The sequence below is a fragment of the Nonomuraea sp. NPDC049309 genome (assembly GCF_043196965.1).
GTDB lineage: Bacteria > Actinomycetota > Actinomycetes > Streptosporangiales > Streptosporangiaceae > Nonomuraea > Nonomuraea fastidiosa.
On record NZ_JBICSH010000003.1, the window covers coordinates 715,916 to 742,761 of the forward strand.

At 70.7% G+C, this 26,846-nt stretch carries 20 protein-coding genes; 15 read left to right on the forward strand and 5 right to left on the reverse strand.

Annotation, left to right across the window (positions count from 1 at the left end):
* Position 1: 1 nt before the first annotated feature.
* Both ACGFIM_RS23890 and ACGFIM_RS23895 read right to left on the reverse strand, forming a co-directional pair.
* Entirely contained in the window at positions 2 to 1,327 is a 1,326-nt protein-coding gene (locus tag ACGFIM_RS23890) for an ABC transporter substrate-binding protein (protein ID WP_393203698.1), read from the reverse strand.
* 7 nt (positions 1,328 to 1,334) lie between these two features.
* On the reverse strand, positions 1,335 to 2,582 hold the full coding sequence (locus ACGFIM_RS23895; protein WP_393203700.1) for an ABC transporter substrate-binding protein: 1,248 nt from the start codon (positions 2,580 to 2,582) through the stop codon (positions 1,335 to 1,337).
* A gap of 130 nt (positions 2,583 to 2,712) precedes the next feature.
* Between ACGFIM_RS23895 and ACGFIM_RS23900 the strand changes: the two genes are divergently transcribed.
* Genes ACGFIM_RS23900 through ACGFIM_RS23910 form a run of 3 tightly spaced genes read left to right on the forward strand, consistent with a single transcriptional unit; the run spans position 2,713 to position 6,208 of the window.
* Positions 2,713 to 3,219 carry a PadR family transcriptional regulator gene (locus ACGFIM_RS23900; RefSeq protein ID WP_364060889.1) on the forward strand — a complete coding sequence of 169 codons (507 nt, stop codon included), beginning with the start codon at positions 2,713 to 2,715 and terminating at the stop codon, positions 3,217 to 3,219.
* Positions 3,216 to 3,944 carry an ABC transporter ATP-binding protein gene (locus ACGFIM_RS23905; RefSeq protein ID WP_393203702.1) on the forward strand — a complete coding sequence of 243 codons (729 nt, stop codon included), beginning with the start codon at positions 3,216 to 3,218 and terminating at the stop codon, positions 3,942 to 3,944. The genes ACGFIM_RS23900 and ACGFIM_RS23905 overlap by 4 nt, the downstream gene beginning before the upstream one ends.
* A complete protein-coding gene (locus ACGFIM_RS23910; protein WP_393203704.1) occupies positions 3,941 to 6,208 on the forward strand; it encodes an FtsX-like permease family protein in 2,268 nt (755 codons plus the stop codon). The genes ACGFIM_RS23905 and ACGFIM_RS23910 overlap by 4 nt, the downstream gene beginning before the upstream one ends.
* Here the strand turns inward: ACGFIM_RS23910 and treS are convergent.
* On the reverse strand, positions 6,195 to 7,970 hold the full coding sequence (gene treS / locus ACGFIM_RS23915; protein WP_393204176.1) for a maltose alpha-D-glucosyltransferase: 1,776 nt from the start codon (positions 7,968 to 7,970) through the stop codon (positions 6,195 to 6,197). The two genes, ACGFIM_RS23910 and treS, sit on opposite strands and share 14 nt — an antisense overlap.
* Before the next feature lie 264 nt (positions 7,971 to 8,234).
* On the reverse strand, positions 8,235 to 9,872 hold the full coding sequence (locus ACGFIM_RS23920) for an asparagine synthetase B family protein (RefSeq protein ID WP_393203706.1): 1,638 nt from the start codon (positions 9,870 to 9,872) through the stop codon (positions 8,235 to 8,237).
* A gap of 72 nt (positions 9,873 to 9,944) precedes the next feature.
* Here ACGFIM_RS23920 and ACGFIM_RS23925 point away from each other — a divergent pair, with 72 nt between their 5' ends.
* From ACGFIM_RS23925 to ACGFIM_RS23950, 6 genes are all read left to right on the forward strand, one after another.
* Entirely contained in the window at positions 9,945 to 11,795 is a 1,851-nt protein-coding gene (locus tag ACGFIM_RS23925) for a hypothetical protein (protein WP_393203708.1), read from the forward strand.
* A 66-nt stretch (positions 11,796 to 11,861) separates the two neighbouring features.
* On the forward strand, positions 11,862 to 12,473 hold the full coding sequence (locus ACGFIM_RS23930) for an anticodon-binding protein (protein ID WP_393203710.1): 612 nt from the start codon (positions 11,862 to 11,864) through the stop codon (positions 12,471 to 12,473).
* Positions 12,474 to 12,593: 120 nt separating this feature from the next.
* On the forward strand, positions 12,594 to 13,976 hold the full coding sequence (lysA, locus tag ACGFIM_RS23935; RefSeq protein ID WP_393203712.1) for a diaminopimelate decarboxylase: 1,383 nt from the start codon (positions 12,594 to 12,596) through the stop codon (positions 13,974 to 13,976).
* Complete coding sequence (locus ACGFIM_RS23940) at positions 13,973 to 15,268, forward strand: homoserine dehydrogenase (protein WP_393203713.1); 1,296 nt, start codon at positions 13,973 to 13,975, stop codon at positions 15,266 to 15,268. The genes lysA and ACGFIM_RS23940 overlap by 4 nt, the downstream gene beginning before the upstream one ends.
* Before the next feature lie 90 nt (positions 15,269 to 15,358).
* A complete protein-coding gene (locus ACGFIM_RS23945; protein WP_393203715.1) occupies positions 15,359 to 16,450 on the forward strand; it encodes a glycosyltransferase family 2 protein in 1,092 nt (363 codons plus the stop codon).
* Positions 16,447 to 18,087 carry a glycosyltransferase family 2 protein gene (locus ACGFIM_RS23950; protein WP_393203717.1) on the forward strand — a complete coding sequence of 547 codons (1,641 nt, stop codon included), beginning with the start codon at positions 16,447 to 16,449 and terminating at the stop codon, positions 18,085 to 18,087. Before ACGFIM_RS23945 ends, ACGFIM_RS23950 begins: the two co-directional genes overlap by 4 nt.
* Positions 18,088 to 18,160: 73 nt before the next feature.
* On the opposite strand, the gene ACGFIM_RS23955 is transcribed toward ACGFIM_RS23950, so the two are convergent.
* Complete coding sequence (locus ACGFIM_RS23955; protein WP_393203719.1) at positions 18,161 to 19,747, reverse strand: glycosyltransferase; 1,587 nt, start codon at positions 19,745 to 19,747, stop codon at positions 18,161 to 18,163.
* Between the two features lie 168 nt (positions 19,748 to 19,915).
* On the opposite strand from ACGFIM_RS23955, the gene thrC reads away from it, so the two are divergent.
* The 6 genes from thrC (at position 19,916) to prmC (ending at position 26,830) form a co-directional block, all read left to right on the forward strand.
* Positions 19,916 to 20,974: a threonine synthase gene (gene thrC, locus ACGFIM_RS23960; RefSeq protein ID WP_393203720.1), complete on the forward strand. Its 1,059-nt coding sequence runs from the start codon at positions 19,916 to 19,918 to the stop codon at positions 20,972 to 20,974.
* Positions 20,975 to 21,001: 27 nt separating this feature from the next.
* On the forward strand, positions 21,002 to 21,922 hold the full coding sequence (thrB, locus tag ACGFIM_RS23965) for a homoserine kinase (protein ID WP_393203722.1): 921 nt from the start codon (positions 21,002 to 21,004) through the stop codon (positions 21,920 to 21,922).
* Between the two features lie 457 nt (positions 21,923 to 22,379).
* A complete protein-coding gene (gene rho, locus ACGFIM_RS23970; RefSeq protein ID WP_393203724.1) occupies positions 22,380 to 24,302 on the forward strand; it encodes a transcription termination factor Rho in 1,923 nt (640 codons plus the stop codon).
* A gap of 316 nt (positions 24,303 to 24,618) precedes the next feature.
* The gene (gene rpmE, locus ACGFIM_RS23975) at positions 24,619 to 24,837 is read left to right on the forward strand and encodes a 50S ribosomal protein L31 (RefSeq protein ID WP_364060932.1); all 219 of its coding nucleotides are present in this window, start codon (positions 24,619 to 24,621) and stop codon (positions 24,835 to 24,837) included.
* Between the two features lie 89 nt (positions 24,838 to 24,926).
* Positions 24,927 to 25,979, forward strand: coding sequence for a peptide chain release factor 1 (gene prfA, locus ACGFIM_RS23980; RefSeq protein WP_393203726.1), 1,053 nt, complete (start codon positions 24,927 to 24,929; stop codon positions 25,977 to 25,979).
* On the forward strand, positions 25,976 to 26,830 hold the full coding sequence (gene prmC, locus ACGFIM_RS23985; protein ID WP_393203728.1) for a peptide chain release factor N(5)-glutamine methyltransferase: 855 nt from the start codon (positions 25,976 to 25,978) through the stop codon (positions 26,828 to 26,830). The genes prfA and prmC overlap by 4 nt, the downstream gene beginning before the upstream one ends.
* Positions 26,831 to 26,846: the final 16 nt, after the last annotated feature.

Consider the following 26,846-nt stretch of genomic DNA (forward strand, 5'->3'; position numbering starts at 1 on the left):
TTTACTTCCAGGCCTTCTTGGCCTCGGCTTCGAGCGCCTCCTGGGTGCCCTTGATGTCGCTGGGGTTGCGCAGGAAGTCCTGCAGGACCTTCCACTCGCCCTTGCCGTCCGTGCCGCCGAACGCGCTGGGGGCGAGGTCGGACATGTCGTAGCGGACCGCCTCACCGGCGGAGACGATGGTCTGGCCGAGCTGCTTGGTCAGCGGGTCGGGGTAGTTGTCGGGGGAGACGTTCTTGTTGGGCGACAGGTAGCCGGGGAGCTTGGCCCAGACCTCGCCGCCCTCCTTGGAGGCGAGGAACTGCACGAGCGCCATCGCGCCGGGGCTGTCCTTCATCGCCACGGCGACGTCGCCGCCGAGCACGACCGGGGTGGTGTCACCGGCCTTGGGGAACGGGAAGTACTTCGCCTCCTCGCCGACCTTGGCGCCCGACTGGTCGGCCTCGACGGCCACGAAGTCGGCCTCGATGACCATGGCGGCCTTGTCGGTGCCGTACACCTTGCTGACGCAGGTGGGGAAGTCGGTCTGCATGGTGCCGGAGGTGCCGTCCACCAGGAACTCGCTCTTGGAGACGATCTGCTGGATCTTCTCCAGGGCGGTCTTGACGGTGTCGTCGGTCCACGGGATCTCGTGCTTGGAGAGCTTGTCGTAGTTCTCCGGACCGGCGGTGGACAGGTAGACGTTCTCGAAGAGGTCGGTGAGCGTCCAGCCGGAGGCGCCGCAGAACGAGAACGGCGGGGTGCCGGAGTCGGCCAGGGTCTGCGCGGCCTTGACCAGCTCGTCCCAGTTGGTGGGCGGCTGCACGCCGGCGTCGTCGAACGCCTGCGAGCGGTACCAGACCAGCGACTTGTGCGCGGCCTTGACGAGCACGCCGTACACCTTGCCGTCGACGGAGCCGAGCTCCTTCCAGTACGGCGTGTAGTTGGCGTCGATCTCCTTGACGACGTCGTCGGTGAGCGGCTTGAGCGCGCCCTGCTCGGCGTACTGCTGGACCAGGCCCGGCTGCGGCAGGATGGCCACGTCGGGCGGGCTGCCGCCCTGGATGCGCGGGCCGAGGTAGGCGCCGGTGTCCTCACCGGTGGAGGCGTAGGTGACCTCGGCGCCGGTCTTGTCGGAGAAGGCCTTGAGCACCTGCTCGAAGTTCTTCTGCTCCGCCCCGGTCCACTTGGCGGCGACTTCGAGCTTGACGCCCTGGAGCGGCTTGTCGCCGCCGTCGGACGCGGAGGCCGACTCCGACGCCGTGGGCTCGGTGGTGGTCGGCGCGTTGCCGCAGGCGGCGACGGCTACCGCGAGCCCGGCCAGGATCGCTGCTGCTCTGCCTTTTCGCATGGCTGCCTCACTGGGTTCTGATGATCTCTTCGAGTTCGGATTTCATGGAGGCCGCCACATCTTCTGCGGCCCCGGGGGAGGGATTGCTGAGCGCTTCTGCGACCGAACTGGCGATCACGAGGCTCAGCTGGGTGTAGTTGGCGCTCACCGGCCGTGGCCGGGCGGCGAGAATGCTCTCTTTGAGCACGGGCAGGTAGGGGAAGCGCTTGATGAGCTCGGGGTCGTCGTAGAGCTCGGCCCATACGGGCGGGAACGAGCCCTCGGTGAGGACCCGGCGCTCGTTCTCCAGGCTCGTGAAGTAGCGGATGAACTCCTGCGCGGTCTGCTGGTGCTTGGAGAAGGCGCTGACCGCCAGGTTCGCGCCGCCCAGCGTGCTGGAGCCGGGGCCGTTCAGTCCGGGCAGCCGGGTCACGCCCAGCTTCTTGCCCAGCTTGGCCTTGGCCGGTCCGTACGCGTGCGGCCAGTTGCGGGCGAAGGCCAGCCGTCCCTCCTGGAAGGCCAGGCGGGACTCCTCTTCCTTGTAGCTCAGCGACTCACGGGGGATCCATCCTTCGCGCAGTCCCTGGAGCAGGAACTCGATCGCGGTCGCACCTTTGGCCGGGTCGAGGGTCACCTCGGTGCCGTCGCGGTTGACGATCTCGCCGCCGGCCGACTGGACGGCTTCGGAGAAGTTGACCGTGAGCCCCTCGTAGGCCAGGAACTGCCCGGCATAGCCTCCTATGTTGTGCTTTTTCGTGATTTGGCGGGCCTGGTCGCGTAGCTCGGCCCACGTCCTGGGCGGCTTCTTGACCAGGTCCTTCCGGTAATAGAGCAGCCCCGCGTTACTGGTGTACGGGACGGCCCACAGCTTGTCCTTATAGATCGCCGTCTCCACGACGGGCGGCAGGAACCTGTCGAGCGGGAACAACCCGCGCTCCAGGGGGATGATCCAGCCGTTCTCCGCGAATTCGGCGGTCCAGAAGACGTCAAGCCCGAGCACGTCGTACCGGCTGCTCTGGGCCTGGAGGTTCGCCGCCATCTGAGCGCGTTGCTCGTCGGCGGCTTCGGGCAGCTCCAGCAGCGTCACCTTCTCGGCCGGGTGGGCCTGGTTCCAGCGGTCCAGCAGGGGTTGCAGGTACGCCGTGGTGTCGCGTCCGGTGGCGAAGGTGATCGGGCCTGTTCCGCTCGTTCCCTTCTCGCCGCCGCCCGCATCGCCCGTCGCCGCGCAGCCGGCCGCCAAGGTCACGGCCAGGAGCAGCGGCAGCGGACGAAGCACCCTGTTTCCTCCGTGTTCAGAGTGTTTTACATACGTGTTAGGTAGATGGATTCATGTTATGCACACCTGTAATCTGTAGGTCAACGGATTGCTTCGTAACGCCTACGTAACAGGACGCGGGGAGGTGGCGGTGCGGCTTCACCTGCTGGCGCTCCTGGCCAAAGAGCCGGCTCACGGCTACGAGCTCAAACAGGCACTGGAGCAGACCTTCGGCAGTGCCTATCCCTCCCCCAACATCGGGCAGATCTACGTCACCCTCGGCAGGCTGGAGAAGGACGGCCTGGTCCGGTCGGTCGACGTCGAGCAGTCCAACCGGCCCAACAAGAAGGTCTACTATCTGACCGCCAAGGGCCGAGAGGTGCTGGAGGCCTGGGTCGACGAGCCGACCGAGGGTCCCCGGGTGCGCGACGAGTTCTTCATGAAGCTCGTGCTCGCCCCCCTCACCGGCATCGCCGACCGGATGGTCCTGATCAACCGCCAGCGCCGCCACTATCTGTCACTCATGAGCGATCTCAACGACCTCCTGGCCGCCACCTCGCCGACGGACCGCGTGGCGATGCTGCTCATCGAAGGAGCCATGCTGCATCTGCAGGCGGATCTTGACTGGCTCGAGAGGTGCCAGGAGGATCTGGCATGAGCTCGGTTGTAAAAACGGTCAATCTGGTCAAAATCTACCAGGATGGCGCGGTGCCGGTCCCCGCGGTGCGCGGGGTGGACCTCCAGGTCGACTCCGGCGAGTTCGTCGCGATCATGGGGCCGTCGGGCTCGGGGAAGTCCACGCTCGTCCACATGCTGGGCGGGCTCGACGCGCGGACGAGCGGGGAGATCTGGCTCGACGGCAAGCGCGTCGACACGCTCTCGGAGAGCGCCTGGGCGCTGCTGCGACGCAAGAAGATCGGTTTCGTCTTCCAGTTCTTCAACCTGGTCGCCAACATGACCGTCGGCGACAACGTCGAGCTGCCCGCGCTGCTGGCCGGGGCCTCGCCCAAGGTCGCGCGCGAGCGCCGCGAGAGCCTGCTGACCGCGCTCAACCTCAGCGACAAGGCCGACGCCGCGCCCGCCCAGCTCTCCGGCGGTGAGCAGCAGCGGGTCGCGCTCGCCAGGGCGCTGGCCAACCAGCCGAGCCTGCTGCTGGCCGACGAGCCCACGGGCAACCTCGACAGCCGCAACACCCGTGACGTGCTCAACCTGCTCAGCAAGGTCCACAAGGAGGGACAGACCATCGTCATGGTCACCCACGACGCCCGCGTGGCGAGCCTCGCCGACCGGGTGGTGTCGCTGTTCGACGGCGAGATCGTCGACGACGGCCGCATCGCCCGCCGCCGCACCCGCACCGCGGGCGAGGTGATCGACCTCCGATGAGCGCGACACTGGCCGGAAGCCGGTGGATCAGGGCCGATCTGCGGGCGAGGAAGGGCCAGGCCGCGCTGACCGTGCTGGTCGTGGCCGGCATCGTCGCCGCGCTGATCACCGCGGCGACCCTGCTCGAAGAGGGCACGAACCCGTGGCGCAGCCTGTTCGCCCAGACCGACGGCGCGCACGTGTGGCTCTACACCAAGGACAGCCCCCCGGCCGCCCTGGGCGGCATCGACGGCGTCACCCGGATCGCGGGCCCCTACCGGTCGGCGCCCGTCACCGTGGCGCAGGACGGCAAGAAGGAGCCGGCCTCGCTGCGCGCCATGCCGGCCAAGCCGCCCGCCGTCTCGCACCCCGTGGTCTCCGAAGGCAGGTGGCTCGATCCGTCCCAGCCCGACGGGGTGGTGGTCGAGCGCTCCTTCGCCGAGTCGCTCGGGCTGCGCATCGGCGCCCCGCTGACGATCATCGCGCTCAGCGGCAAGCGCCACACCCTGTACGTACGCGGCATCGCCGACTCCGCCGAGCAGGGCTTCTACCCCGAGTGGACGCCGGGCCTGGCGTACGTGCTGCCGCTCATGCTGGACCGCATCGAGCCCATGCTGGGCCGCAGCGAATGGGTGACCGGGCTGCGCCTGGACGACCCGGAGGCCTCCCAGGTGGTCTCCCAGCGCGTCGTGGTCATGCTCGAGGACCGCCTCCAGCGCGTCTACACCTGGCGCGAGGTCCGCGCCGCCATGGAGCTGGACAACCGGCTGCTGGGCACGCTGCTCGCGCTCTTCGGCGTGGTGGGCATCGTGGCCGCCGCGCTCGCGCTGGCCAACGCCGCCGGCGGCCGGGTGCTCGGCCAGCTGCGCGACCTCGCCACGCTCAAGTCCATGGGCTTCACCAGAGGTCAGATCGCGCTGCTGCTCCTGGTCGAGCACGGCGCGCTCGGCCTGCTCGGCGTGGCCGTCGGCACGGTCGCGGGCTGGGCGCTGATGGTCGCCGTGCTCGGTCCCACGTCCGTGGCGCCCGTGCCCGTGCTGGCCATCGTCGCGGGCACGGCCCTGCTCGTGCTGGCCGCCGTCGGCGTGCCGGCCTGGCGGGGCGGCCGCACGCCGCCGATCCCCGCCGCGCCCGCCGCGCCGCCCCAGGGCCGCCTGTCCAGGCTGGCCCGCCTGGCCCTCCTCGTACGCCTCCCGCCCGCCCTCGTGCTGGGCACCCGCGACGCCTTCACCCGCAGGGTGCCCGCGTTCCTGACGGCGTTCGGGCTCGCCGTGCCGATGATGATGATCACCATCGGGCTCGGCGTGTGGGCCACGCTGGACAACTTCCTGGCCCACCCCGAACAGGTGGGCCAGCACGCCGCGCTCTACGTGCGCCCGGGGAAGATGGAGCCGGCCGCGGCCGAGCGGCTGGCCCGGCAGGACCGCGACGTCAGCGCCGTCTACGCGGGCACCGACGTCAACGCGCTCGCCCCCGGTGAGGCCCGCTCGGTCAGGGTGCGGGCGATCGGCAGCTCCACCGACCCCTACCCGTTCCCGGTGGTCGAGGGCCGCATGTACGACCGCCAGGGCGAGGCCGTGGCCGGCCAGGGCCTGCTCGACCTGCTGGGCGTCAAGATCGGCGACCGGGTGCGGCTCACGGTGGGCGGCACCCCGCTGATCGTCAGGATCGTCGGCAGGACCGTCGAGCCCGAGCAGGACGGCGAGGTGCTCTCGGTCGGCATCGACAGCCTGGCGGCCAAGGACTCCGTGCCGCCCGAGTACTACGCGCTGGCGCTCAAGCCCGGGGCCGACCCCGGAGAGGTGCGGGGGAGGCTGCTCGCGGAGTCGGGGGAGAGCCTCGATGTGCAGATGGCCGTCAACCCGGCGGACCGGCTGTCGATCATCCGTGTGGTGATCGTGTTGATGATCGCCGTGCTGGCCCTCATCGGCCTGGCCAACCTGCTCACCGCCAGCGCCCTCGGCCTGCGCGACCACGCCTTCGACCTGGCCGTGCTCAAGGCCATGGGGCTGACCCCGCGCCAGGTCATGGCCACGCTGGTGACCGGCACGGGCCTGCTGGTCGTGCTCGGCGTGGGCGCGGGCGCGGCGGCGGGGGTCAGCGTCGTCACCGGCCTGATCGACCTTCAGGGCCACAACAGCGGCGTCGGCGCGGGCATCGGCCGCGCGCCGTCGCCGCTGACGCTGGCGGTGACCGTGCTGGTGGCGGTGGGCACGGCCCTTGCGGTCGCGCTGATCCCTGCGCGCCGTGCGGCCCGTGCCCAGGTGCCGATCACTTCTCGCTGACCGTCTCCAGCTCACCCTTCGGCTGCCCGGCCTGCTCGCTCTGCGAGCTCTGGGCGGCCTGCTCGGTCTGCTCGTCCTTCTTGAGGGCGAACCAGTAGAAGCCGTGCCCCGGCAGCGTGAGCAGGTACGGCAGCTCCCCGATGCGCGGGAACTGCACGCCGCCGCGCGCCTCGACCGGGATCCAGCCCTCGAAGCGGCGCAGGTCCAGCTCCACCGGCTGCGGGAACTTCGACAGGTTGTTGACGCACAGCATCACGTCGTCGCCGTCCTCGCGCACGTACGTCAGCACGCACGGGTTGGACGACCACATCTCCGTGTACGCCCCCACGCCGAAGACCGGGTGCTGCCGCCTGATGGCCAGCATCCTGCGGGTGAAGTGCAGCAGCGACCCCTCGTGCCGCTGCTGGGCCTCCACGTTGACCGCCTGGTACCCGTAGATCGGGTCCATGACCGCGGGCAGGTAGAGGCGGCCGGGGTCGGCGGTGGAGAAGCCGGCGTTGCGGTCGGGGCTCCACTGCATCGGCGTGCGGACCGAGTCGCGGTCCTCCAGCCAGATGTTGTCGCCCATGCCGATCTCGTCGCCGTAGTAGATGATCGGCGAGCCGGGCAGCGACAGCAGCAGCGCCGTGAACAGCTCGATCCGGTCCCGGTCGTTGTCGAGCAGCGGAGCCAGGCGCCGCCGGATGCCGAGGTAGGCCCGCATGCGCGGGTCCTTGGCGTACTCCTTGTGCATGTAGTCGCGCTCTTCCTCGGTCACCGTCTCGAGCGTCAGCTCGTCGTGGTTGCGCAGGAAGATGCCCCACTGGCCGTTCTCGGGCAGCTTGGGGGTGCGGGACATGATCTCGGAGATCGGCTCGCGGGTCTCCTTCTTCACCGCCATGTAGATGCGCGGCATCAGCGGGAAGTGGAACGCCATGTGGCACTCGTCGCCGCCCGTGGTCGGGTCGCCGAAGTACTCCACGACGTCCTCGGGCCAGCCGTTGGCCTCGGCGAGCAGCACGCGGTCGGGGTAGAGGCGGTCCACCTCGGCCCGGATCTTCTTCAGGTACGCGTGCGTCTCCGGCAGCCCGGCGCAGGCCGTGCCCTCGCGCTCGAACAGGTACGGCACCGCGTCCAGGCGGAAGCCGTCGATGCCGAGGTCCAGCCAGAACCGCAGGACCTCCAGCATGGCCTCCTGCACCGCCGGGTTGTCATAGTTCAGGTCCGGCTGGTGGTGGAAGAAACGGTGCCAGTAGTACTGCTTGCGCACCGGGTCGTACGTCCAGTTGGACTCCTCGGCACCGACGAAGATGATCGGCGCGTCGGGGTAGCCGCCGGGGTGGTCGGCCCACACGTAGAAGTCGCCGTACGGCCCTTCGGGGTCATGCCGGGACGCCTGGAACCAAGGATGCCGGTCGCTGGTGTGGTTCATCACGAGGTCCGTGATGATCCGCAGGCCGCGGCTGTGGGCGGCCTCGACCAGCTGTACGAAGTCCCCCAGGTCTCCGAAGTCCGGAAGGATCTTCATGTAGTCCGAGATGTCATAACCGCCGTCGCGCAGCGGCGACTCGTACAACGGCAGCAACCACAGGCAGTCCACACCGAGCCACTTGAGATAGTCAAGCTTCTCGATGAGACCGCGAAGGTCACCGGTCCCGTCGCCGTTGGAGTCCTTGAACCCCCGGACGAGAACCTCGTAAAACACCGCCCGCTTGTACCAGAGCGGATCCTCCGAGATGAAGTCCTCGGAGACCGGCTCCGGCGTTGGGGATGCGTTGATCATGATGTCGCTCACAGGAAGAGATGTGGGCAGGACGAAGTCACCGGTTGCCCCGGCGTTGTTAGTTGGTGACCGCGCCGCGTGGGGTCGTCATCCCTGCGATCCCCACTGCCCTTGACGGGACCGGATTTGTGATCTGGTGCCCGTTTGTTGCGGCGCTTACGGGCCGAACACTACCAGCCCGTTGGCTCTCCGGAACCCGCTTCTGCTGTGCGACCGTTAATACCCGAGAGATCCGTATGTAATCGCCCTGTTACCCAGAGTTCACTAAAAAGGTGGCGCGAGGTCCGAGAGGTCGTTCTCGAAGTCGCTCAGCCAGAGGCCGAACAGCACAAGACCGCGCACCCAGAACCGGTCGTTCCACCCGTTGAACCTGGTCAGAGCGTCGGGACCACCGGCGATCACCTCGTGCATCTCGTCCGACAGCAGGGCCGGTATCCGGTCGGCCAGAACCTCCAGCATCCGGTGCGAGTAGCTCCGGGCGGGAGCCGCCGCCGATCGCAGCGGCACCCTCCTGAGCGGTTGCTTGATCACGTTCGTCGAGGGCAGAGCGGCCACCCTCGGGTTGGCGGCGTGCAGCACCTCGCGGTAGAACTTGCCCTGGTGCTTGCGGGTCACCCCCACCGACAGCGCCGCGTCGAAGAACTCCGGGTGGATGAACGGCGCCAGGAACGACGCCTCGGGCCCCACCAGGTTCACTGCCGAGCGCGCGATGCCCCGCACGGTCCTGGTGTGCAGCACCGACAGCGGCAGCTCCGCCCGGTGGCCGTGGAACATGGAGGTCGTCGCGAGGAACTGCTCGCGTACGGTCTCCTCCATCCACTGCGCCGCCGCCTTCGACAGGAACGGCTGCGAGGGCCGGCCCAGCGAGAGCGAGTCCAGCACCGCCGCCGACCGCTCGGCCTGCGTCCTCGCCTCCAGCGCGGCTCCGCTGACCATGAAGTTCTTCAGCAGCGGCCCGCCCGCCAGGCCGTCCACCAGGATCCGGCCCGCGCCGTGCACCTCCTTGGCGAAGGGGGCGTACCAGGCGTGGTGCGGCGTCAGGTACTCCAGCCTGCGCGCCACCTCCATCGCGTCGGACGGGTAGGAGGCCGGGTCCTGCGGGATCACCCGGTGCGGGATGCCCAGCTCCCTGGTGATCGCCCTGGCGAAGTCGATGTCGGTGTCGGTGCCGTCGTCGGGGCTGGTCGTCCACGACTCGACGTCCGCGCCCCTGGCCTTGGCCACGCTGGCCAGCAGCCGCGAGTCGTAGCCGCCGCTCACCGGCACCAGCAGCGGGCGGCCGTCGTACTCGGAGTAGACGTGATCGAGCAGGTCGACGATCTCCTGGGGGCTGATCCACCGCTCATAGGGCTCCGTGCGCAGCCAGCGCGGCAGCCGCCGCTCGGTGGTGAGCCTGCCGTGCTCCCACACCAGCGCGCTCGCCCCCGGCAGCCGTTTGACCTCCGTGTACGGCGTCGCCTCGCCCAGCGGGAACGTCACCTGCAGGATCGAGGCCCACGCCGACCAGTCGATCGCGATGGGCACCAGGGTGAGCAGCGGCTGGATGAGCGACGAGAAGTAGACCGCGTCGTCCAGGCGCACGTAGTAGACGTCCACCAGGCCGAGCCCGCCCGTGTGCAGCGCCACCCGGCGGTCGTCGCCGATCAGTCCGGGCGTCTCGTACGTCTCGGCGACCGTGATCCAGTCCTCCTCGGCCGTCTTCGGCCGGCGCTCGCCCCAGGCGAACGCGTACGCCTCGCCGGACCTGTGGTACGGCGGCAGCGGAGTGGAGCTGAACAGCGCGGCCTCGTCCGACTGCAACGCCGGCCAGACCTTCGGCCCCGCGGCGGTCAGCTTGCCGAGCAGGGCGGTATCGATCCGGCCGAGAGCGCCGCAGACATAGGGTCGTACGTTGAACTGCACCGGATCTCATCCCTTCGAGACGCTTCCCGCAAAAGAGTATCCTTTGCCGGGCTGAGAGAGTGGAGGTCCGGTTTGTCGACTGAGCTGGAGAGTACGCGCCGGGCGTTGCGCGACGCGATCGCGCAGGCCGAGCGTGCCGCCGAGCTGGCCAGGCTGCTGGACGACGCCCAGGCCAAGCTGGCCGCGGCCGAGGAGCGCGCCGCGCAGGCGGACGCGCTCGCCGAGAAGCTCAGCGAGACGGAGGAACGGCTCGCGGCCGAGCAGGCCGCCGCCGACAAGCTGCGCAAGGAGCTGGCCGAGCAGCGCTTCCAGGCCGAGGTGGCCAACTGGAAGCTCTCGTCGATCAAGGTCGCCCGCTGGAACCGGCTGGGCGACGCCATCAAGAGCGGCAAGAGCAACCCGGTACGCCTGGCCAAGGGCATCAAGGGCGCGGCCAAGCCGGTCAAGCGCCCGACGGCGCCCAAGCGCAAGCCGGTGGCCACCACCGCCGGCAAGCCCAAGGAGGAGCGTCCCGGCGCCGCCTACCAGGCGACCACGTCCACCAGGACGCTCGAAGGCACCTCGTTCAAGCTCAAGCCGTTCCGCGTCCCCACCGGCCCCAACACCCGGCCGCACCTGACCGCCGCGGTGATCGCCGACCCGCACGCCGAGGCGCTGCTGCGCTACGAGTGGCGGCAGACCACCGGCTTCACGCCCCGCGACTTCGCCAGGGTGCTCCCGCTGGAGGTGCCGCACCTGCTCGTCGTGGAGTCGGTCACGCAGGGCCCGTGGGCCGAGGAGATCATCGGCGAGCCCGGCGAGGGGCTCAAGGCGCTGCTCGCCTGGTGCGCCGAGCGCGGCATCCGCACGGTCTTCTGGCACACCAAGGGCGACGTGTCGGCGTACGCGGCGGCGGCCGACCTGTTCGAGCACCGCTTCACCGCCGACCTGACCGTGGCCTGGCCGCGCCTGCAGTTCGGGGTGCAGCCCAGGGTGCACAACCCGCTGCCGCTGTCCGGCGGCCGCATCGACCGCGTGCTCACGCTCGACCAGCTCCTGCCCGAGCACCTGTCGTACCCCGACGTGCTGACCTCCTACCGCTGGCCGGCCGCCGCCGACTGCCCGCCGGGCACCCCGCAGTGGCGGCTCGCCGAGATCGCCGCCTGCGGCACGCCCATCGGCACCGAGCCGGACTCGCGGCGGGCGCACGTGGCGCTGCGGCGGGCGTACGCGATGGGCACGATGAGCGAGCGCATCGACGAGATGCTGGACGCGATCGGCCTGCCCAGCGCGCGGCCCACGCTCAACACCACGGTGCTGCTGCCGATCCGCGACCCGTTCACGATGGAGCACGCGCTCGCGCAGGTCGCCCGGCAGTCGGGCGTCGACCAGCTCATCGTCATCGGGCCGCCGGAGGCCGAGCTGCGGGCCCGCGACCTGCTGCCGGAGGTGGAGGTCGTCTACCGCCGCCCGTCGCCGTCCATGACCGAGGGCGCGATGCTCAACGCCGGGCTCGACCTGTGCGAGACCGACCTCGTCGCGGTCATGGACCCGCGCGACGTCTACGGCCCTCACTACCTGTCCGACCTGCGCAGGGCGTTCCTGTTCACGACCGCCGACATCGTCGGCAAGGCCGCCTTCTACGCCCACCTGCGCAAGCCGCAGGCCACGCTGCTCAAGCAGCCGGAGGCCGAGTACACCTACCTGCCCGAGATCACCGGCGGCACCCTGCTCGCCCGCCGTAACGCCATGCGCGAGCTGCGCTTCGCCGACCTGACCGAGGGCTGGGACGAGGTGCTCATGCGGCAGTGCCGTACCGACGGCGTCAAGGTCTTCTCGGCCGACCGGTTCGGGTACGTGCGGGTGCGCGACGAGGACCGCTGGCTGCTGGGCGCGGCTCACCTCGTCGAGTACGGCTCCGCCGAGCCGCACGCCCTCATCTGACCCGCGCGCCGGCCGGGCCGCGCGGCAGCGGGCCTGGCCGCGCTCTGCTCGCGTAAGGTCGTCGCGATGACGCTCGATGAGCTGGCCGCCGCGCTGGGCGAGCCGCCCGCGCCCGACGGCACGTGGGAGCGCGAGTTCGGCTACGTCTCCGCGGCCGCGCTGCGCCGCCGGATGCCGCCCGGGGACCTGGCCGCCCGGGTGCGCGCGATCGCCGGCGTCGCCGCCGTCGAGGTGCGGCGCAACGGGTTCCTGCGCATCGTCGTCGACGACCCGTTCGAGCTGGTCGAGGCGGCGCCGGTGCCGCATGAGCCGTCCTGGCCCGACTTCCCCCGCACCTGGGACAACCCGGGCTTCGTCGTGCGTTACGCGCGCGTGCGGGCGTGCGCCGTGTCGCGGTGGGCCGCCGATCTCGGGGTGCCGAGGGGTACGGCGGGCGTGCCCGGCGATCCGGCGCACCGGCGGGTGCTCAGGGTGCTGGCCGAGTTGCCGGGGCGGCGGAGGAGCAGGGATCCGGGGTGGGAGGCGTACCTGCTGCGGCTGGCGCTGGCCTACCACGACGCGCACGAGCGCGCGCCCGCTGTGCCCGTGGGGGACGAGGAGGCCGGGCCCGAGCACGCCGCGAGGGTGCGGGTCGCGGATGTGGTAAGGATCGTGCTTCCAGGCCCGGACCGCCTGTGAGTAGAAAATATCCGGTAAAACGGCGAAAAAGAGTAAAAATTACCCTGCCAGACCTTGATCGCGTCTCGATACGTGGTCACAGGGTCATGGCTTACTTGCGCTTCCGATAGCCTCGATCGGGTGAGTCGATTCGCCCATCCCGCAGGGGACCGGCACGCCGAGATGCTGCCCCAGGAGCGCCCGCCGCAGGCGCCCGCCGACCTCAACCGGATCAACCCCGCGATCTGGCCCCGAACGTCGAGCCGGACCGACGGGGCGCTGACCGTGGGCGGGGTGGACGTACGCGACCTGGCCCGCGAGCACGGCACCCCGCTCTACGTCATCGACGAGGACGACGTGCGCTCGCGCATGCGCGACTACGCCACGGCCTTCGCCGGCTCCGAGGTCCACTACGCGGGCAAGGCGTTCCTGTGCAAGGAGATCGTGCGCTGGCTCATCGACGAGGGCCTCGGCCTCGACGTCGCGAGCAACGGCGAGCTGGCCGTCGCGCTCAGCGTCGGCTTCCCGCCCGAGCGCATCACCATGCACGGCAACAACAAGTCCACCGCCGAGCTGACCAGGGCGCTGGAGGCCGGCGTCGGCATCATCGTCGTCGACTCCTTCGACGAGATCGCCCGCCTCGGCTACCTCGCCGAGCAGCACGGCAAGCGGCCCAAGGTCATGGTCAGGGTGACCACCGGCGTCGAGGCCCACACCCACGAGTTCATCGCCACGGCCCACGACGACCAGAAGTTCGGGCTGTCGCTCAGCTCGGGGGCCGCGGCCGAGGCCGTGCGCAGGATCCTCGCCCTGCCCCAGCTCCAGCTCGTCGGGCTGCACTCCCACATCGGCTCCCAGATCGTCGACACGGCCGGGTTCGAGGTCGCCGCGCGGCGGCTGGCCGGCCTGCTCGTGCAGATCAAGGAGGAGCACGGCGTCGTGCTGCCCGAGCTCGACCTCGGCGGCGGCTACGGCATCGCGTACGTCGACGACGACGACGCCCCCGACATCAAGGAGCTGGCCGACGGGCTGCGCGAGATCGTCACCAAGGTCTGCACCGACGCCGGGCTGCCCGTGCCGCGCCTCACCGTCGAGCCCGGCCGCACCATCGTCGGCCCCGGCGGCATCACGCTCTACGAGGTCGGCACCATCAAGGACGTCGAGGGCCTGCGCACGTACGTGAGCATCGACGGCGGCATGAGCGACAACGTCCGCACCGCGCTCTACGGCGCCGAGTACACCGCCGTGCTGGCCAGCCGCTCGAGCGACGCCCCGCCGATGCTGAGCCGCCTGGTCGGCAAGCACTGCGAGAGCGGCGACATCATCGTGCGCGACTTCCACCTGCCGTCCGACCTCGCGCCAGGCGACCTCATCGCGGTGGCCGCCACCGGCGCCTACTGCCGCTCGCTTGCCAGCAACTACAACTACCTGCCCAGACCCGCCGTGGTGGCCGTCTCGGGCGGAACCTCGCGCGTGATCGTGCGGGGCGAGACCGAAGAAGACCTGTTGAGGGGGCAGCTGTGAAACCGCTGAAGGTGGCTCTGCTGGGCTGCGGCGTCGTCGGCTCCCAGGTCATCAGGCTCATGCACGAGCAGGCCGCCGACCTGGCCGCCCGCGTCGGGGCGCCGCTCGAGCTCGCCGGGGTGGCCGTGCGCAGGCTCGGCCGCAAGCGCGACGTCGAGATCGACCCCGCGCTGCTCACCACCGACGCCGAGTCGCTGGTGACCCGCGACGACATCGACATCGTCGTGGAGGTCATCGGCGGCATCGAGCCGGCCCGTTCGCTCATCGTCTCCGCCCTGTCCCGGGGCAAGAGCGTGGTCACCGCCAACAAGGCGCTGCTCGCCGAGGACGGCGCCACCCTCCACGAGGCGGCCAGGGCCGGCAACGGCGACCTGTACTTCGAAGCCAGCGTCGCCGGGGCCATCCCGCTGCTGCGCCCGCTGCGCGAGTCGCTGGCCGGCGACCACGTCACGCGGGTGCTCGGCATCGTCAACGGCACCACCAACTACATCCTCGACAAGATGGACACCACCGGCGCCTCGTTCACCGACGCGCTGGAGGAGGCGCAGACGCTCGGCTACGCCGAGGCCGACCCGACCGCCGACGTCGAGGGCTTCGACGCCGCCGCCAAGGCCGCCATCCTCGCCTCGCTCGCCTTCCACAGCCGGGTGCGGGCCGAGCAGGTCCACCGCGAGGGCATCACCGAGATCACCGCCACCGACGTCGCCTCCGCCAAGGCCATGGGCTACGTCATCAAGCTGCTCGCCATCTGCGCCCGCTCCGACGACGGCCGCTCGTTCGGCGTGCGGGTGCACCCGGCGATGATCCCGCGGACCCACCCGCTCGCCGGGGTGCGCGAGGCGTACAACGCGGTCTTCGTCGAGGCCGAGTCGGCGGGCCAGCTCATGTTCTACGGCAAGGGCGCGGGCGGCGCGCCCACCGCGTCGGCCGTGCTCGGCGACCTGGTGGCCGTCGGCCGTAACCGCCTGGCCGGCACCCGCGGCCCCGAGGAGTCCACCTATGCCGAGCTGACCGTCCACCCCATGGGCGAGACCGTCACGCGCTGCCACGTCGCGCTCGACGTCGCCGACAAGCCGGGCGTGCTGGCCCGGGTGGCCGAGCTGTTCGCCAAGCACGACGTGTCCATCCAGACCGTCCGCCAGGAGGGCCGCGGCGACGACGCCCAACTCGTCATCGTCACCCACCGCGCCACCGACGCCGCGCTCTCGGCGACCATGGAGGAGCTGCGCGAGCTCGACATCGTCCGCGCGGTGGCCAGCGTGATGCGCGTGGAGGGCGACGACCCGAGCTGAGCCGCGCGAGGGGGAGTAAGCGTCAGATCGGCGGCGAAACGGGCGTAAGGTAGGCGCCGTTCCGTACCCGTGCCCGAGGAGCACCCAGCGATGTCAGAGACCCCCTGTGGCTTCGCGCGTACGCCGGAGAAGGGGCTGGCCCGCCTCCACTGGGCCGCCGGTGACGGCGGCGCGAGCGGCGAGTGGGCGGTCGACGGCGGGCCGCCCGACGTGCCCGCCCTGCGCCCGCTGCGCGGCCTGGAGGTCGAGTGGCCGGACGAGCAGGTGCCGCTCGACGGGCTCATGCGGCTGGCCGCCGCCGGCGTGCCGCTGACCGCCGCGTCCGCGCCCGCGTGGGTGCCCGCCGACCTCGCCGCGCTGCTCACCGACCGCGACTGGCTCGCACACCCCGCCGACGGCACCCCGCGCTCGCTGGCCGACCTGCGGCGCGAGGAGCACAGCGTACGCCTGCGCCGCCTGGCGCACCCGGTGTCCGCGCCCTCCGTCAGCATCGTCATGGCGACCAAGCGGCCCGCGCTGGTGGGCGCCGCGCTCGCGCAGATGGAGCGGCAGCGCGACGTCACCGCCGAGGTGGTGCTCGGCCTGCACGGGGTGGCCTTCGACGAGGTGCGCGAGGCGGCCGAGTCCTGCTCGCTGCCCGTGCGCTGGGTGGAGGTGGACGACTCGGTGCCGTTCGGCGAGGTGCTCAACCGGGCGGCGGCGAAGGCCGAGGGCGACTATGTGGCGAAGTGGGACGACGACGACTGGTACGGCCCCCGCCACCTGGCCGACCTGTTCATGGCGATGACGTACGCGAAGGCCGACGTGGTGGGCACCACGGCCGAGTTCTTCTACCTGGAGCCGCTGGAGGCGACGATCAGGCGCACGACGTTCGCGAGCGGGGCGAGCTACCCGAGCGAGGTCTACTCCGACCACGTGGCGGGCGGCACGATCATGGTGTCCCGGTCGAAGTTCCACGACATAGGCGGATTCCCCGCGCTGCCCCGGGCCGTCGATCTCGAATTCCTCAAGAAGGCCAAGAGCGCCGACGCCACCATCTACCGCACCCACGGCCTGGGCTACATGCTGCGCCGCGGGCTCAGCCGCGACCACACCTGGCAGCTTCCGCTGGCCCACTTCGTCAAGGTGGCCGCCAACCAGTGGCGGGGCTTCCGCCCGAGCCTGCTGATGGAAGCCGCGTGATCCCCCGCGTACGCGGCAACGACTACCGCGCGCTCACCCTCGAAGAACCGCTCGACCCGCGGCTCACGGTCAGCGTCGTCGTCCCCGCCTACGGCGGCCAGGACAAGCTCGACCTGGTGCTCGCCGCCCTCGCCAGGCAGACCTACCCCGACACGCTCACCGAGGTCATCGTCGTCGACAACGGCAGCCGGCCGCCGCTGCGCCTGCGCGGCGAACGGCCCGAGCTGACCAGGATCGTACGCTGCGAGCAGCCGGGACGCGCCGCCGCCCGCAACGCCGGCCTGGCCGCCGCCACCGGCGAAGTGATCCACTGGCTCGACTCCGACGTGCTGCTCACCCCCGGTGCGCTCGAGGCGCACATGCGCTGGCACCACGCCGCCCCCTACCTCTCCGTCACCGGCTACCTGCGCTTCACCGAGGCGCCCCTGCCCGCCGAGCTGCCCGACGACCTCGAAGCGGCCTTCGAGCCCGCCGAGCCGCACTCCTGGCTGGTCGACCTCGTCGAGCGCACCGACGGGCTCACCGACAACCCGCAGCGCCCGTTCAGCCTCCACGTGGGCGGCGCGACCTCCGTCAACGCCGCGCTCATCAAGGCCGCCGGGCCGATGGACGACGACCTGGTGCTCGGCCAGGACACCGAGATGGGCTACCGGCTGTGGCAGGCGGGCGCGGTCTTCGTCCCCGAGCCGGCCGCCCGCGCCTACCACATCGGGCCGACCATGCGCATGCGCGACAAGGCGCCCATCGACCGGGTCAGCCACGCGTTCGTCGCCGACCGCATCCCCGCCTACCGGTGGCTGCGCGGGCATCCGGGGCGGCAGTGGAAGGTGCCGTACGTCACCGCCGTCGTCGACGCCGCGCCCGGCTACGACGCGGTGCGCGCCACCGTGGACGCGCTGCTCGCCGGCACGGTGCCCGACGTGTCCGTGCTGCTCACCGGCCCCTGGGACACCCTCGAACGCGACCGCCGCGCCCCGCTCAAGGACCCGTCGCTCGACCTGGTGCTCACCGAGGGCCACTACCGGCACGAGGGCCGCGTACGCCTGGTCACCGCGGCTGAGCCCGACCCCGCCGTGCCGTACACGCTGCGCCTGCCCGCCGGGTGGGTCCCCGGCGACGACACCCTCGCCCGGCTCCTCGACCTCGCCCGCGAGCAGGGGCTCGGGCTGGTGAACGTGCTGCTCGACGAGTCCGCCGACGGCGTCGTCGCGGCCCGCCTCGAACGCACCTCCGCCTTCGCCAGGGCCCGCATCGTCGCCGAGGCGGGCGAGGACCTCGACGACGTGGTGGACGACGTCGCGGGCGTGCTCTGGGTCGACGGCGCCTCCTACGGCTTCGCCGCCGAGGCCGAGCCGCCGCAGGGGCGGCGCGGCGCGTACAAGGAGCGGCTGGCCGCGCTGGAGGAGGCGGCCAGGCTGCGCAAGGAGACCGAGCGGCTGCGGGCGCAGGTCGCCAAGTGGCGCGACGAGGCGGGCAACTGGCGCAAGTCGGCCGTGGAGCTGCGGCGCGAGGTCGGCACGCTGCGGCGGGAGATCGGCACGCTGCGCCGCCGCCTCGCCGCCGCCGACCGGGCCAGGAAGAACCTGCGCTCGATCGTCTCGACGACGTTCAGACGCGCCCTGCGCCGCGAACGCTGACCGCCGTCACGCGGGACGGCGCCGAGACCGCGGCCTCGGCCCGGCTGGCGGGCCGGGCCTTCCGCGGGTGCGGTCAGGTGTTGCGGAGGGCCGACTTGATGCGGCGCAGCAGCCGTTTCTGCGGCGGCGCGCTCGGAGCCTGCGCACCGGCCTTCGGCGCGGGCGACGGGGCCGCGCCGCCCTGACCAGGCTGCTCGGCCTGCCCGGACCGCTGCGCCTGGGCGGGCTGTTTCGGCTGGCCGGGCTGCTTGGGTGCGGGCCAGAAGCGGTCGGGCGGCTCGTGCCGTACGCCGTGCGTGACCTCGATGATCTTGTCGACGTCGTCGACGCCGCTCAGGTCGGTCACGCCGTCGGCGCCGTCCACGACCGCGCCTCCGCCGGTGAGCAGCAGCGCCCGGCCCAGCGCCGAGGTGCGCTCCAGCCGGGCCGTGCGACCGCCGGGCAGGTCCACGACCAGCACCCCGGTCAGGTCCTTCTGCACCGACTCGATCATGCGCTCCAGCGTCACCCGGTGCAGCGGCACGTCCACCGGGCCCCGGTAGCGGAACGGGATCGGCGCGGGCGAAGGCGCGGCCTCGTCGATGAGCCTGATGCGTTCGTCGTGCGCGAACAGATCCCGCAGCAGCCGCGGCTCGAAGTCCGGGTCGGACAGCGAGTGACGCCCGCCGGCCAGCCGCGACCACGGCCCTACCAGCGTCACCACGACGTCCTGCAGCTTGCCGTCCAGCGCGGCGGACACCGCCTGCCGCACCTGCTGCTCCGAGGCGCCCGCTATGTCGTACACGATCTCCACATACGGCACCAGCCACCGCCGTCCCGGCTCCTTGCGCAGGTCGCGGCGGAGCGGGATGCGGTGCGCCAGGTACGGCTCCACCGCCCGCACCGCGCGCTCCCTGTCGCGGTGCTGCGACGGCAGTCCAAGATGCACGGCCTGGGCGTCCATGTCGGGGATGAAGACCACGCCGTGCATGGCCAGCCGGTAGGAGAACTCGGTGTCCTCGCCGCGCGCGACCGTCGGGTCGAGACCGCCCACGGCGTGGAAGACCTCCCTGGGAAGGGCGAAGGTCGGTCCGGTGCACACGTGGTACGGGTTGCGGCTCTTGCGCAGGCCGTCGGTCTTGGCGATCGTGGCCTCCGTCGAGCTGGCCACCGCCGTCTCCAGATCGAACAGCTCTCCCAGGTGTCCCGCCCGGAAGACCTGCTCAGGGGTGACGGGAGGCGCGTCGACGAACTTCTTCATGCCGATCGTGACCAGGTAGTCGGTCACGTGATGCCAGCGCGCCAGCGCCTCGATGTGCTCCTTGCAGGCCACCATGTCGGAGTCGAGCCGCTGGATGATCTCGCCGTCGGCGGCCTTCGCCCCGGTGTTGACCGCGTTCGAGATGCCCCAGCCGTCGCGCACCCGTACCAGGCGGGTGTTGAACGGGCGGATCTCGGGCAGGCGGATGGGCGGGTCGCTGCCGTCGTCGACGACCAGCACCTCCATGAGGTGCTCCGGATACGTCTGGGCCGCCAGCGCCGCCAGCGTCAGGTCGAGCTTGTCCTGCCCTCCGCGCGCGGGGATGACCACGCTCACGGAAAGGGCGGGTGACCAGGCGCCGAGCGGCGGTGCCGACACCGGTGAATAGTCGTTCTGCCGCAGAGCAGGACGCGCGTTCATGGTCATGACCCCCTGGCCGAGACCTTATCGGGAGATGCTGCGTATTTCCTGAATAGCGCGACTGTCCAATACAGAAGTACGGCGGATGTCCGACCTGTGGACGCCGCTCCGCGACCGTCCCCGGCACCCCGTACACTCTGTGCCCAACAGCGCAGGTAGGGAGTCACTATGAGCAGGTCATGGCGTGGCCTCATCGAGGAGTACCGCGAGCGTCTTCCGGTCACCGCGAAGACCCCCGTCATCACGCTGCTCGAAGGCGGCACGCCGCTGGTCCCCGCGCATCGCGTCTCCGCGCTCACCGGGTGCGAGGTCTACCTGAAGGTCGAGGGCGCCAACCCGACGGGCAGCTTCAAGGACCGCGGCATGACGATGGCCATCAGCAAGGCCGTCGAAGACGGGGCCAAGGCCGTCATCTGCGCCTCCACCGGCAACACCTCCGCCTCGGCCGCCGCCTACGCCGTGCGCGCCGGGCTGACCTGCGCCGTGCTGGTGCCGCGGGGGAAGATCGCCATGGGCAAGCTGGCCCAGGCGCTCGTGCACGGCGCCACGCTGCTGCAGGTCGAGGGGTCGTTCGACGACTGCCTCGAGATGACGCGCAAGCTGTCGTCCGAATATCCGATCGCGCTGGTCAACTCCGTCAACCCGTTCCGGCTGCAGGGCCAGAAGACCGCCGCGTTCGAGATCGTCGACGCGCTCGGCGACGCCCCCGACATCCACTGCATCCCCGTCGGCAACGCCGGCAACATCTCGGCCTACTGGATGGGCTACTGCGAATACGCCGAGGACGGGGTGGCCACCAAGCGCCCGCGCATGTTCGGCTTCCAGGCCAGCGGCGCCGCGCCGATCGTGCACGGCGCGCCCGTGTCCCACCCCCACACGATCGCCACCGCCATCCGCATCGGCAACCCGGCGTCCTGGTCGCTGGCCACCGCGGCCCGCGACGAGTCGGGCGGCGTCATCCAGGCGGTGACCGACCGGCAGATCGCGGCGGCGTACAAGCTGCTGGCGCAGGAAGAGGGCGTCTTCGTCGAGCTCGCTTCCGCCGCGAGCGTAGCGGGGTTGCTGCACGCCCACGCGCAGGGCATGGTGGAGCCGGGGCAGCGCATCGTCTGCACCGTCACCGGTAACGGGCTCAAGGATCCGGACTGGGCGATCTCGGGGGCGCCCGCGCCGGTGGTCATCCCCATCGACGTCCACGCCGCCGCGGCGGCGCTCAACCTCGCCTGACGGGGGATTACGAGGAAAAGTGAACGAATGAGGACCGTTGACATCCGCGTGCCCGCGACGTCGGCCAACCTCGGGCCGGGTTACGACGCGCTCGGGCTCGCGCTGAGCCTCCACGACGAGGTCACGGCCACGCTCACCGGGGAGCGCGGCGTCCACGTCGTCGTGGAGGGAGAGGGAGCGGGGGAGGTCGATACCGGCGAGGGGCATCTGGTCGTCAAAGCCATGCGCGTGGCGTTCGACCGCATGGGAGTGCCCCAGCCGGAGGGCATACGCCTGCACTGCCGTAACCGCATCCCGCACGCACGGGGGCTCGGGTCGTCGTCGGCGGCGGTGTGCGCCGGCATTCTCGCCGCGCGCGCCCTAGCAGGTCCCGACCTGCCGCGGGCCGCTCTGAGCGACGACGACGTCTATGCGCTGGCCACGGAGATGGAAGGCCATCCCGACAATGTCGCGCCCTGTCTTTCCGGCGGGCTGACCATCGCGTGGTCCGACCACACCGGGCGGCCGCATAGGCTGAAACTGGTCCCTGACCAGGGCATCCGTCCGGTGGTCTGCGTCCCTTCGACGCGGCTGTCCACGGAGGCCGCACGGGGGCTGCTGCCGAAGGACGTGCCCCACGAGGACGCCTCCTTCAACGCCGGCCGGGCCGCGCTGCTGATCGCGGCGCTCACCCAGCGGCCAGAGCGCGGGCTGCTGCTCGCCGCCACAGAAGATCGGCTCCATCAGCAATACCGCGCGCCTGCCATGCGACAGAGCGCGGATCTGGTAGAACGTCTCCGTGCAGTGGGCGTGCCCGCGGTGGTTTCGGGAGCGGGGCCCACGGTCCTTGCGTTTTCGTCATCGGATTCGCAGGATTTGATCGCGCCAGAAGTGGGTAATGACTGGCACATCCAGCAAATGGACGTCGACCCGGTCGGTGCGAACGTTCAGTTCCCCGAGACACGCTGAAACCTCTTTAGACCTTCAGGGAATAGCCGTGTGCGCTGGTGATGTTAGGCTGATAGCCGCACCAGATGCCCCCTTGGTGGGTGCGTGCTTGTCAGCCATACATCGCTGCATCATGCTTCACGTCGCGAGGCGTGGGCAGCGCGGCTGTCTCCCCGGAATCCGTTGCCTCCGGTTGGCCCACACCCGGTTGGCGCAACGCGAGGTGGCGACGACGGGGACCTGCGCGTTCGAATCATCTCGACATCTGGTTGGCGACAGCAATCTGGGGGGTGTCAGTCACGCGCCAAGGGCCATCGGCGGCGTTGACGAACCCCTCCCCAAGAGTGGCGGCCGTCTCAAGCGACAGCCGAAGATCGCAGAGTGCACCCCGACCCGGTCTGTCCCGCCGGATCGCAAGCACCTCCGGGACGCCCGGAAGAACAAATCCGGCGCCCGACCCCTGGGAAGGACCTTTTAGTTGAGCGACACCACCGAACTCCTCTCCGACGCATCAGGCGCTGAGCCGGCGTCCGGCGACACCCCCACCCGCGCAGCGGCCAAGCCGCGTGCGCGTCGCTCCGGCACCGGCCTGTCCGCCAAGGTGCTGCCCGAGCTGCAGAAGATCGCAGCGGAGCTGGGCATCAGCGGGACCGGGCGCATGCGGAAGAGCCAGCTCATCGCGGCCATCCAGGAGAAGCAGGGTGGCGGTTCCGGAGAAGGCGCAGCGCAGGCCGCGACGGTGGCCGAGGCCCCCGCGGCGGCTCCTGCGGAGGCACCAGCGGCGGAGCGACCCACCCGTACGCGCAGGGAACGTTCCCGCGCCAAGACCACCACGGAAGAGCCCGCGCAGCAGCCCGCCGCAGCCGCGCCCGAGCCCGCCGCCAGCGCGCCGGAGCCGGTCGCCGCGGCCCCGGCGGAGCCCGTCGCAGAGCAGCAGTCGCAGCCCGCCGAGGCCGGCCAGGGCGAGTCGCGCTCCGAGCGCGGCGAGAGCAGGCGCGAGCGCCGCAGCCGTGGCGAGCGCCGCGAGCGCGGCGAGCGGAACGGCGACCGCAACGGTGAGCGCAACAGCAGCGAGGGAGGCCGCGATGGGGGTCGCGGCGACCAGCGCGAGCGCGCCGCGGCCGCCGAGTCCGGCAACCGTACCGAGCAGCGCGGCGAAGAGGAAGAGCGCAGCGGACGCAGCCGCAGGGGACGTTTCAGGGAGCGCAACCGCGGACGCGGGCGCGACCGCTACGACAGCGGCGAGCCCGTCATCAACGAGGACGACGTCCTCATCCCGATCGCCGGCATCCTCGACATCCTCGACAACTACGCGTTCGTCAGGACGAGCGGCTACCTGCCCGGCAGCAACGACGTCTACGTCTCGCTCTCCCAGATCCGCCGCCACGGCCTGCGCAAGGGCGACGTCATCACCGGCGCCGTGCGCCAGCCGCGCGAGGGCGAGCGCCGCGAGAAGTTCAACGCCCTGGTCCGCCTCGACACCGTCAACGGCATGGACCCGGAGCAGGCCCGCAACCGGCCCGACTTCAACAAGCTGACGCCGCTCTACCCGCAGGAGCGCCTGCGCCTCGAGACCGAGCCCAACGTCCTCACCACGAGGATCATCGACCTCGTCTCGCCCATCGGCAAGGGCCAGCGCGGCCTCATCGTCTCCCCGCCCAAGGCCGGTAAGACGATGGTGCTGCAGGCGATCGCCAACGCGATCACCCGCAACAACCCCGAGTGCCACCTGATGGTCGTGCTCGTGGACGAGCGGCCTGAAGAGGTCACCGACATGCAGCGGTCGGTCAAGGGCGAGGTCATCCACTCCACCTTCGACCGTCCCGCCGAAGACCACACCACGGTCGCCGAGCTCGCCATCGAGCGGGCCAAGCGCCTGGTGGAGCTGGGCCACGACGTCGTCGTGCTGCTCGACTCGATCACCCGGCTCGGCCGCGCGTACAACCTCGCGGCCCCCGCGTCCGGGCGCATCCTGTCGGGTGGTGTCGACTCGACGGCGCTCTACCCGCCCAAGCGCTTCTTCGGCGCCGCCCGCAACATCGAGAACGGCGGCTCGCTGACGATCCTCGCCACGGCCCTGGTCGAGACCGGGTCGAAGATGGACGAGGTCATCTTCGAAGAGTTCAAGGGCACCGGCAACATGGAGCTCAAGCTCAACCGGTCCCTGGCCGACAAGCGCATTTTCCCCGCGGTCGACGTCGACGCGTCCGGCACGCGTAAGGAAGAGATCCTCATGGCCAAGGAGGAGCTGCAGATCGTCTGGAAGCTGCGCAGGGTGCTGCACGCGCTCGACATGCAGCAGGCGCTGGAGCTGCTCCTGGAGAAGATGAAGGAGACCAAGTCCAACGCGGAGTTCCTCCTGCAGGTCCAGACGACCACGGTGAGCAACGACCGCGGATAGCGCGCGCGTCGTGAGGGGTGGCGGGCCCACCGCCACCCCTCACGCGTGTCCGGGACCGGCCCGCACGCGATCCCGCCCGCGGCCGGTCTCCGTACGTTCCCGCCATCGGGCCGCACGTGGCGCCCCGCCCGGTCACCGCGCTCCTCCCCGCGTTTCCCCGCGTTTCCCCGTGATCCGGCCTTGATCAGGGGAGTGGGGAATGCGTGATGGCCTGGGATGGTTTCACGATCTGGCACACTGGTAGCTGACCATTTCGCGGCTCCGGTTCACGCCATGCGTGAAGGCGACCCGGCGGCCGCACCCCGAAAGGACAGCAATGAAGCCCGACATCCACCCTGACTACCACGTGACGCAGGTCTCCTGCTCCTGCGGCAACACCTTCGTCACCCGCAGCACGGCCAAGAACGGCGTGATCCACGCCGACGTGTGCTCGGCCTGCCACCCGTTCTACACGGGCAAGCAGAAGATCCTCGACACCGGCGGCCGGGTGGCCCGTTTCGAGCAGCGCTTCGGCAAGAAGTCCACGGGCAAGTAGCTCCACGTACGCCGGCCCGGCCGCACACGCGTGCGCCGGGTCGGCGTTGTTGGTGATAAGCCCGAACCTCGAAACACGAAGGACCCGCGGTGAACCTCGACGAGTTGCTCAAGGAGTATTCCGAGCTGGAGTCGCAGCTCGCCGACCCCGCCGTGCACGCCGACCAGCACAAGGCCCGCACGCTTGGCAAGCGCTACTCCCAGCTCACTCCCATCATCGCCACCTACCGCGAGCTTCAGTCGGTCCGCGAAGACCTGACGGCCGCCAAGGAGCTGGCCGGCGAGGACGAGGCGTTCGCGGCCGAGGCCGCCGAGCTCGAAGCCCGCATCCCGCAGCTCGAAGAGCGGCTGCGCCACCTGCTCATCCCGCGCGATCCCAACGATGACAAGGACATCATCATGGAGATCAAGGCGGGCGAGGGCGGCGAGGAGTCCGCGCTGTTCGCCGGCGACCTGCTGCGGATGTACCTCCGCTACGCCGAGCGGCTCGGCTGGAAGACCGAGATCATCGACGCCCAGCCGTCCGACCTCGGCGGCTACAAGGACGTCACGGTCGGCATCCGCGCCAAGGGCGACGAGGGCGTGTGGTCCAGGCTGAAGTACGAAGGCGGCGTCCACCGCGTGCAGCGGGTGCCCGTCACCGAGTCGCAGGGCCGCATCCACACCAGCGCGGCGGGTGTGCTCGTCTACCCGGAGGCCGAGGAGGTCGACGTCCAGATCGACCCCAACGATCTGCGCATCGACGTCTACCGCTCAAGCGGGCCCGGCGGTCAGAGCGTCAACACCACCGACTCCGCGGTCCGCATCACCCACATCCCCACCGGCGTCGTCGTCTCCTGCCAGAACGAAAAGAGCCAGCTCCAGAACAAGGAGTCGGCCATGCGCATCCTGCGCGCCCGGCTGCTCGCCATGGCCCAGGAGGAGGCGGAGGCCGCCGCCCAGGCGGAGCGCAAGTCGCAGGTCCGCACCGTCGACCGCTCCGAGCGCGTCCGCACCTACAACTTCCCGGAAAACCGCATCTCCGACCACCGCGTCGGCTTCAAGGCGTATAACCTCGACCAGGTTCTCGACGGCGAACTCCACGCCGTCACTCAGGCCCTCATCGACGCCGAGATGGCGGAGAAGCTCGCACAACACTCATGACACTGCTGCTGGACGAGATCGCGCTCGCCACCGCCCGGCTCGCCGAGGCAGGCGTTCCTTCGCCGCGCACCGACGCAGAGGAGATCGCGGCATTCGTCCACGGTGTGCGCAGAAGCGAGCTGCACACCGTCAAAGACTCCGATTTCGACGCGCTGTTCTGGGAGGGCATCGCCAGGCGCGAGGCCCGTGAGCCCCTGCAGCACATCACCGGTCACGCCTACTTCCGCTACCTGGAGCTGGCGGTCGGCCCCGGCGTGTTCGTGCCGCGCCCCGAGACCGAGGTGATGGTCGGCTGGGCCATCGAGACGCTGCGCGCGATGGACGTCACCGCGCCCCTCGTCGTCGACCTCGGCACCGGCTCGGGCGCCATCGCGCTGTCCATCGCCCAGGAGGTGGCGCTGGCCGAGGTGCACGCCGTGGAGGTCGACCCCGAGGCGTACACGTGGGCCAAGCGCAACATCTCCGAGCTCGGCCAGGGGCGCACCCACCTGCACCCCGAAGACCTCGCAGAGGCGCTGCCCGAGCTCAACGGCAAGGTCGACCTCGTCATCTCCAACCCGCCCTACATCCCGCCGGGCTCCATCCCGCGCGACCCCGAAGTGCGCGACTACGACCCCTCCCGGGCGCTCTACGGCTCCGGCGAGGACGGCCTCGGCGAGATCCGCGCCGTCGAGCGCACCGCGCGCCGGCTGCTGCGGCCCGGCGGCTGGGTCGCCGTGGAGCACGCCGACGAGCAGGGCAGGGCCGTCTACCTGACGTTCCCCGAGGATCACGGCTGGCGCGACGTCCGCCTGCGGCAGGACCTCACCAGACGAGACCGCTTCGTCACGGCCAGGCTGGGCCAGGACTAGGATGCAGGCCAAACGG

Excerpts from the sequence above, each read along its gene's own strand:
- ACGFIM_RS23910 (WP_393203704.1), top strand. The coding sequence starts at position 3,941 with ATGAGCGCGACACTGGCCGGAAGCCGGTGGATCAGGGCCGATCTGCGG.
- ACGFIM_RS23905 (WP_393203702.1), top strand. The coding sequence starts at position 3,216 with ATGAGCTCGGTTGTAAAAACGGTCAATCTGGTCAAAATCTACCAGGAT.
- ACGFIM_RS23955 (WP_393203719.1), bottom strand. The coding sequence starts at position 19,747 with ATGAACGCGCGTCCTGCTCTGCGGCAGAACGACTATTCACCGGTGTCG.
- ACGFIM_RS23930 (WP_393203710.1), top strand. The coding sequence starts at position 11,862 with ATGACGCTCGATGAGCTGGCCGCCGCGCTGGGCGAGCCGCCCGCGCCC.
- prmC (WP_393203728.1), top strand. The coding sequence starts at position 25,976 with ATGACACTGCTGCTGGACGAGATCGCGCTCGCCACCGCCCGGCTCGCC.
- thrB (WP_393203722.1), top strand. The coding sequence starts at position 21,002 with ATGAGGACCGTTGACATCCGCGTGCCCGCGACGTCGGCCAACCTCGGG.
- ACGFIM_RS23890 (WP_393203698.1), bottom strand. The coding sequence starts at position 1,327 with ATGCGAAAAGGCAGAGCAGCAGCGATCCTGGCCGGGCTCGCGGTAGCC.
- treS (WP_393204176.1), bottom strand. The coding sequence starts at position 7,970 with ATGATCAACGCATCCCCAACGCCGGAGCCGGTCTCCGAGGACTTCATC.
- thrC (WP_393203720.1), top strand. The coding sequence starts at position 19,916 with ATGAGCAGGTCATGGCGTGGCCTCATCGAGGAGTACCGCGAGCGTCTT.
- rpmE (WP_364060932.1), top strand. The coding sequence starts at position 24,619 with ATGAAGCCCGACATCCACCCTGACTACCACGTGACGCAGGTCTCCTGC.
- ACGFIM_RS23945 (WP_393203715.1), top strand. The coding sequence starts at position 15,359 with ATGTCAGAGACCCCCTGTGGCTTCGCGCGTACGCCGGAGAAGGGGCTG.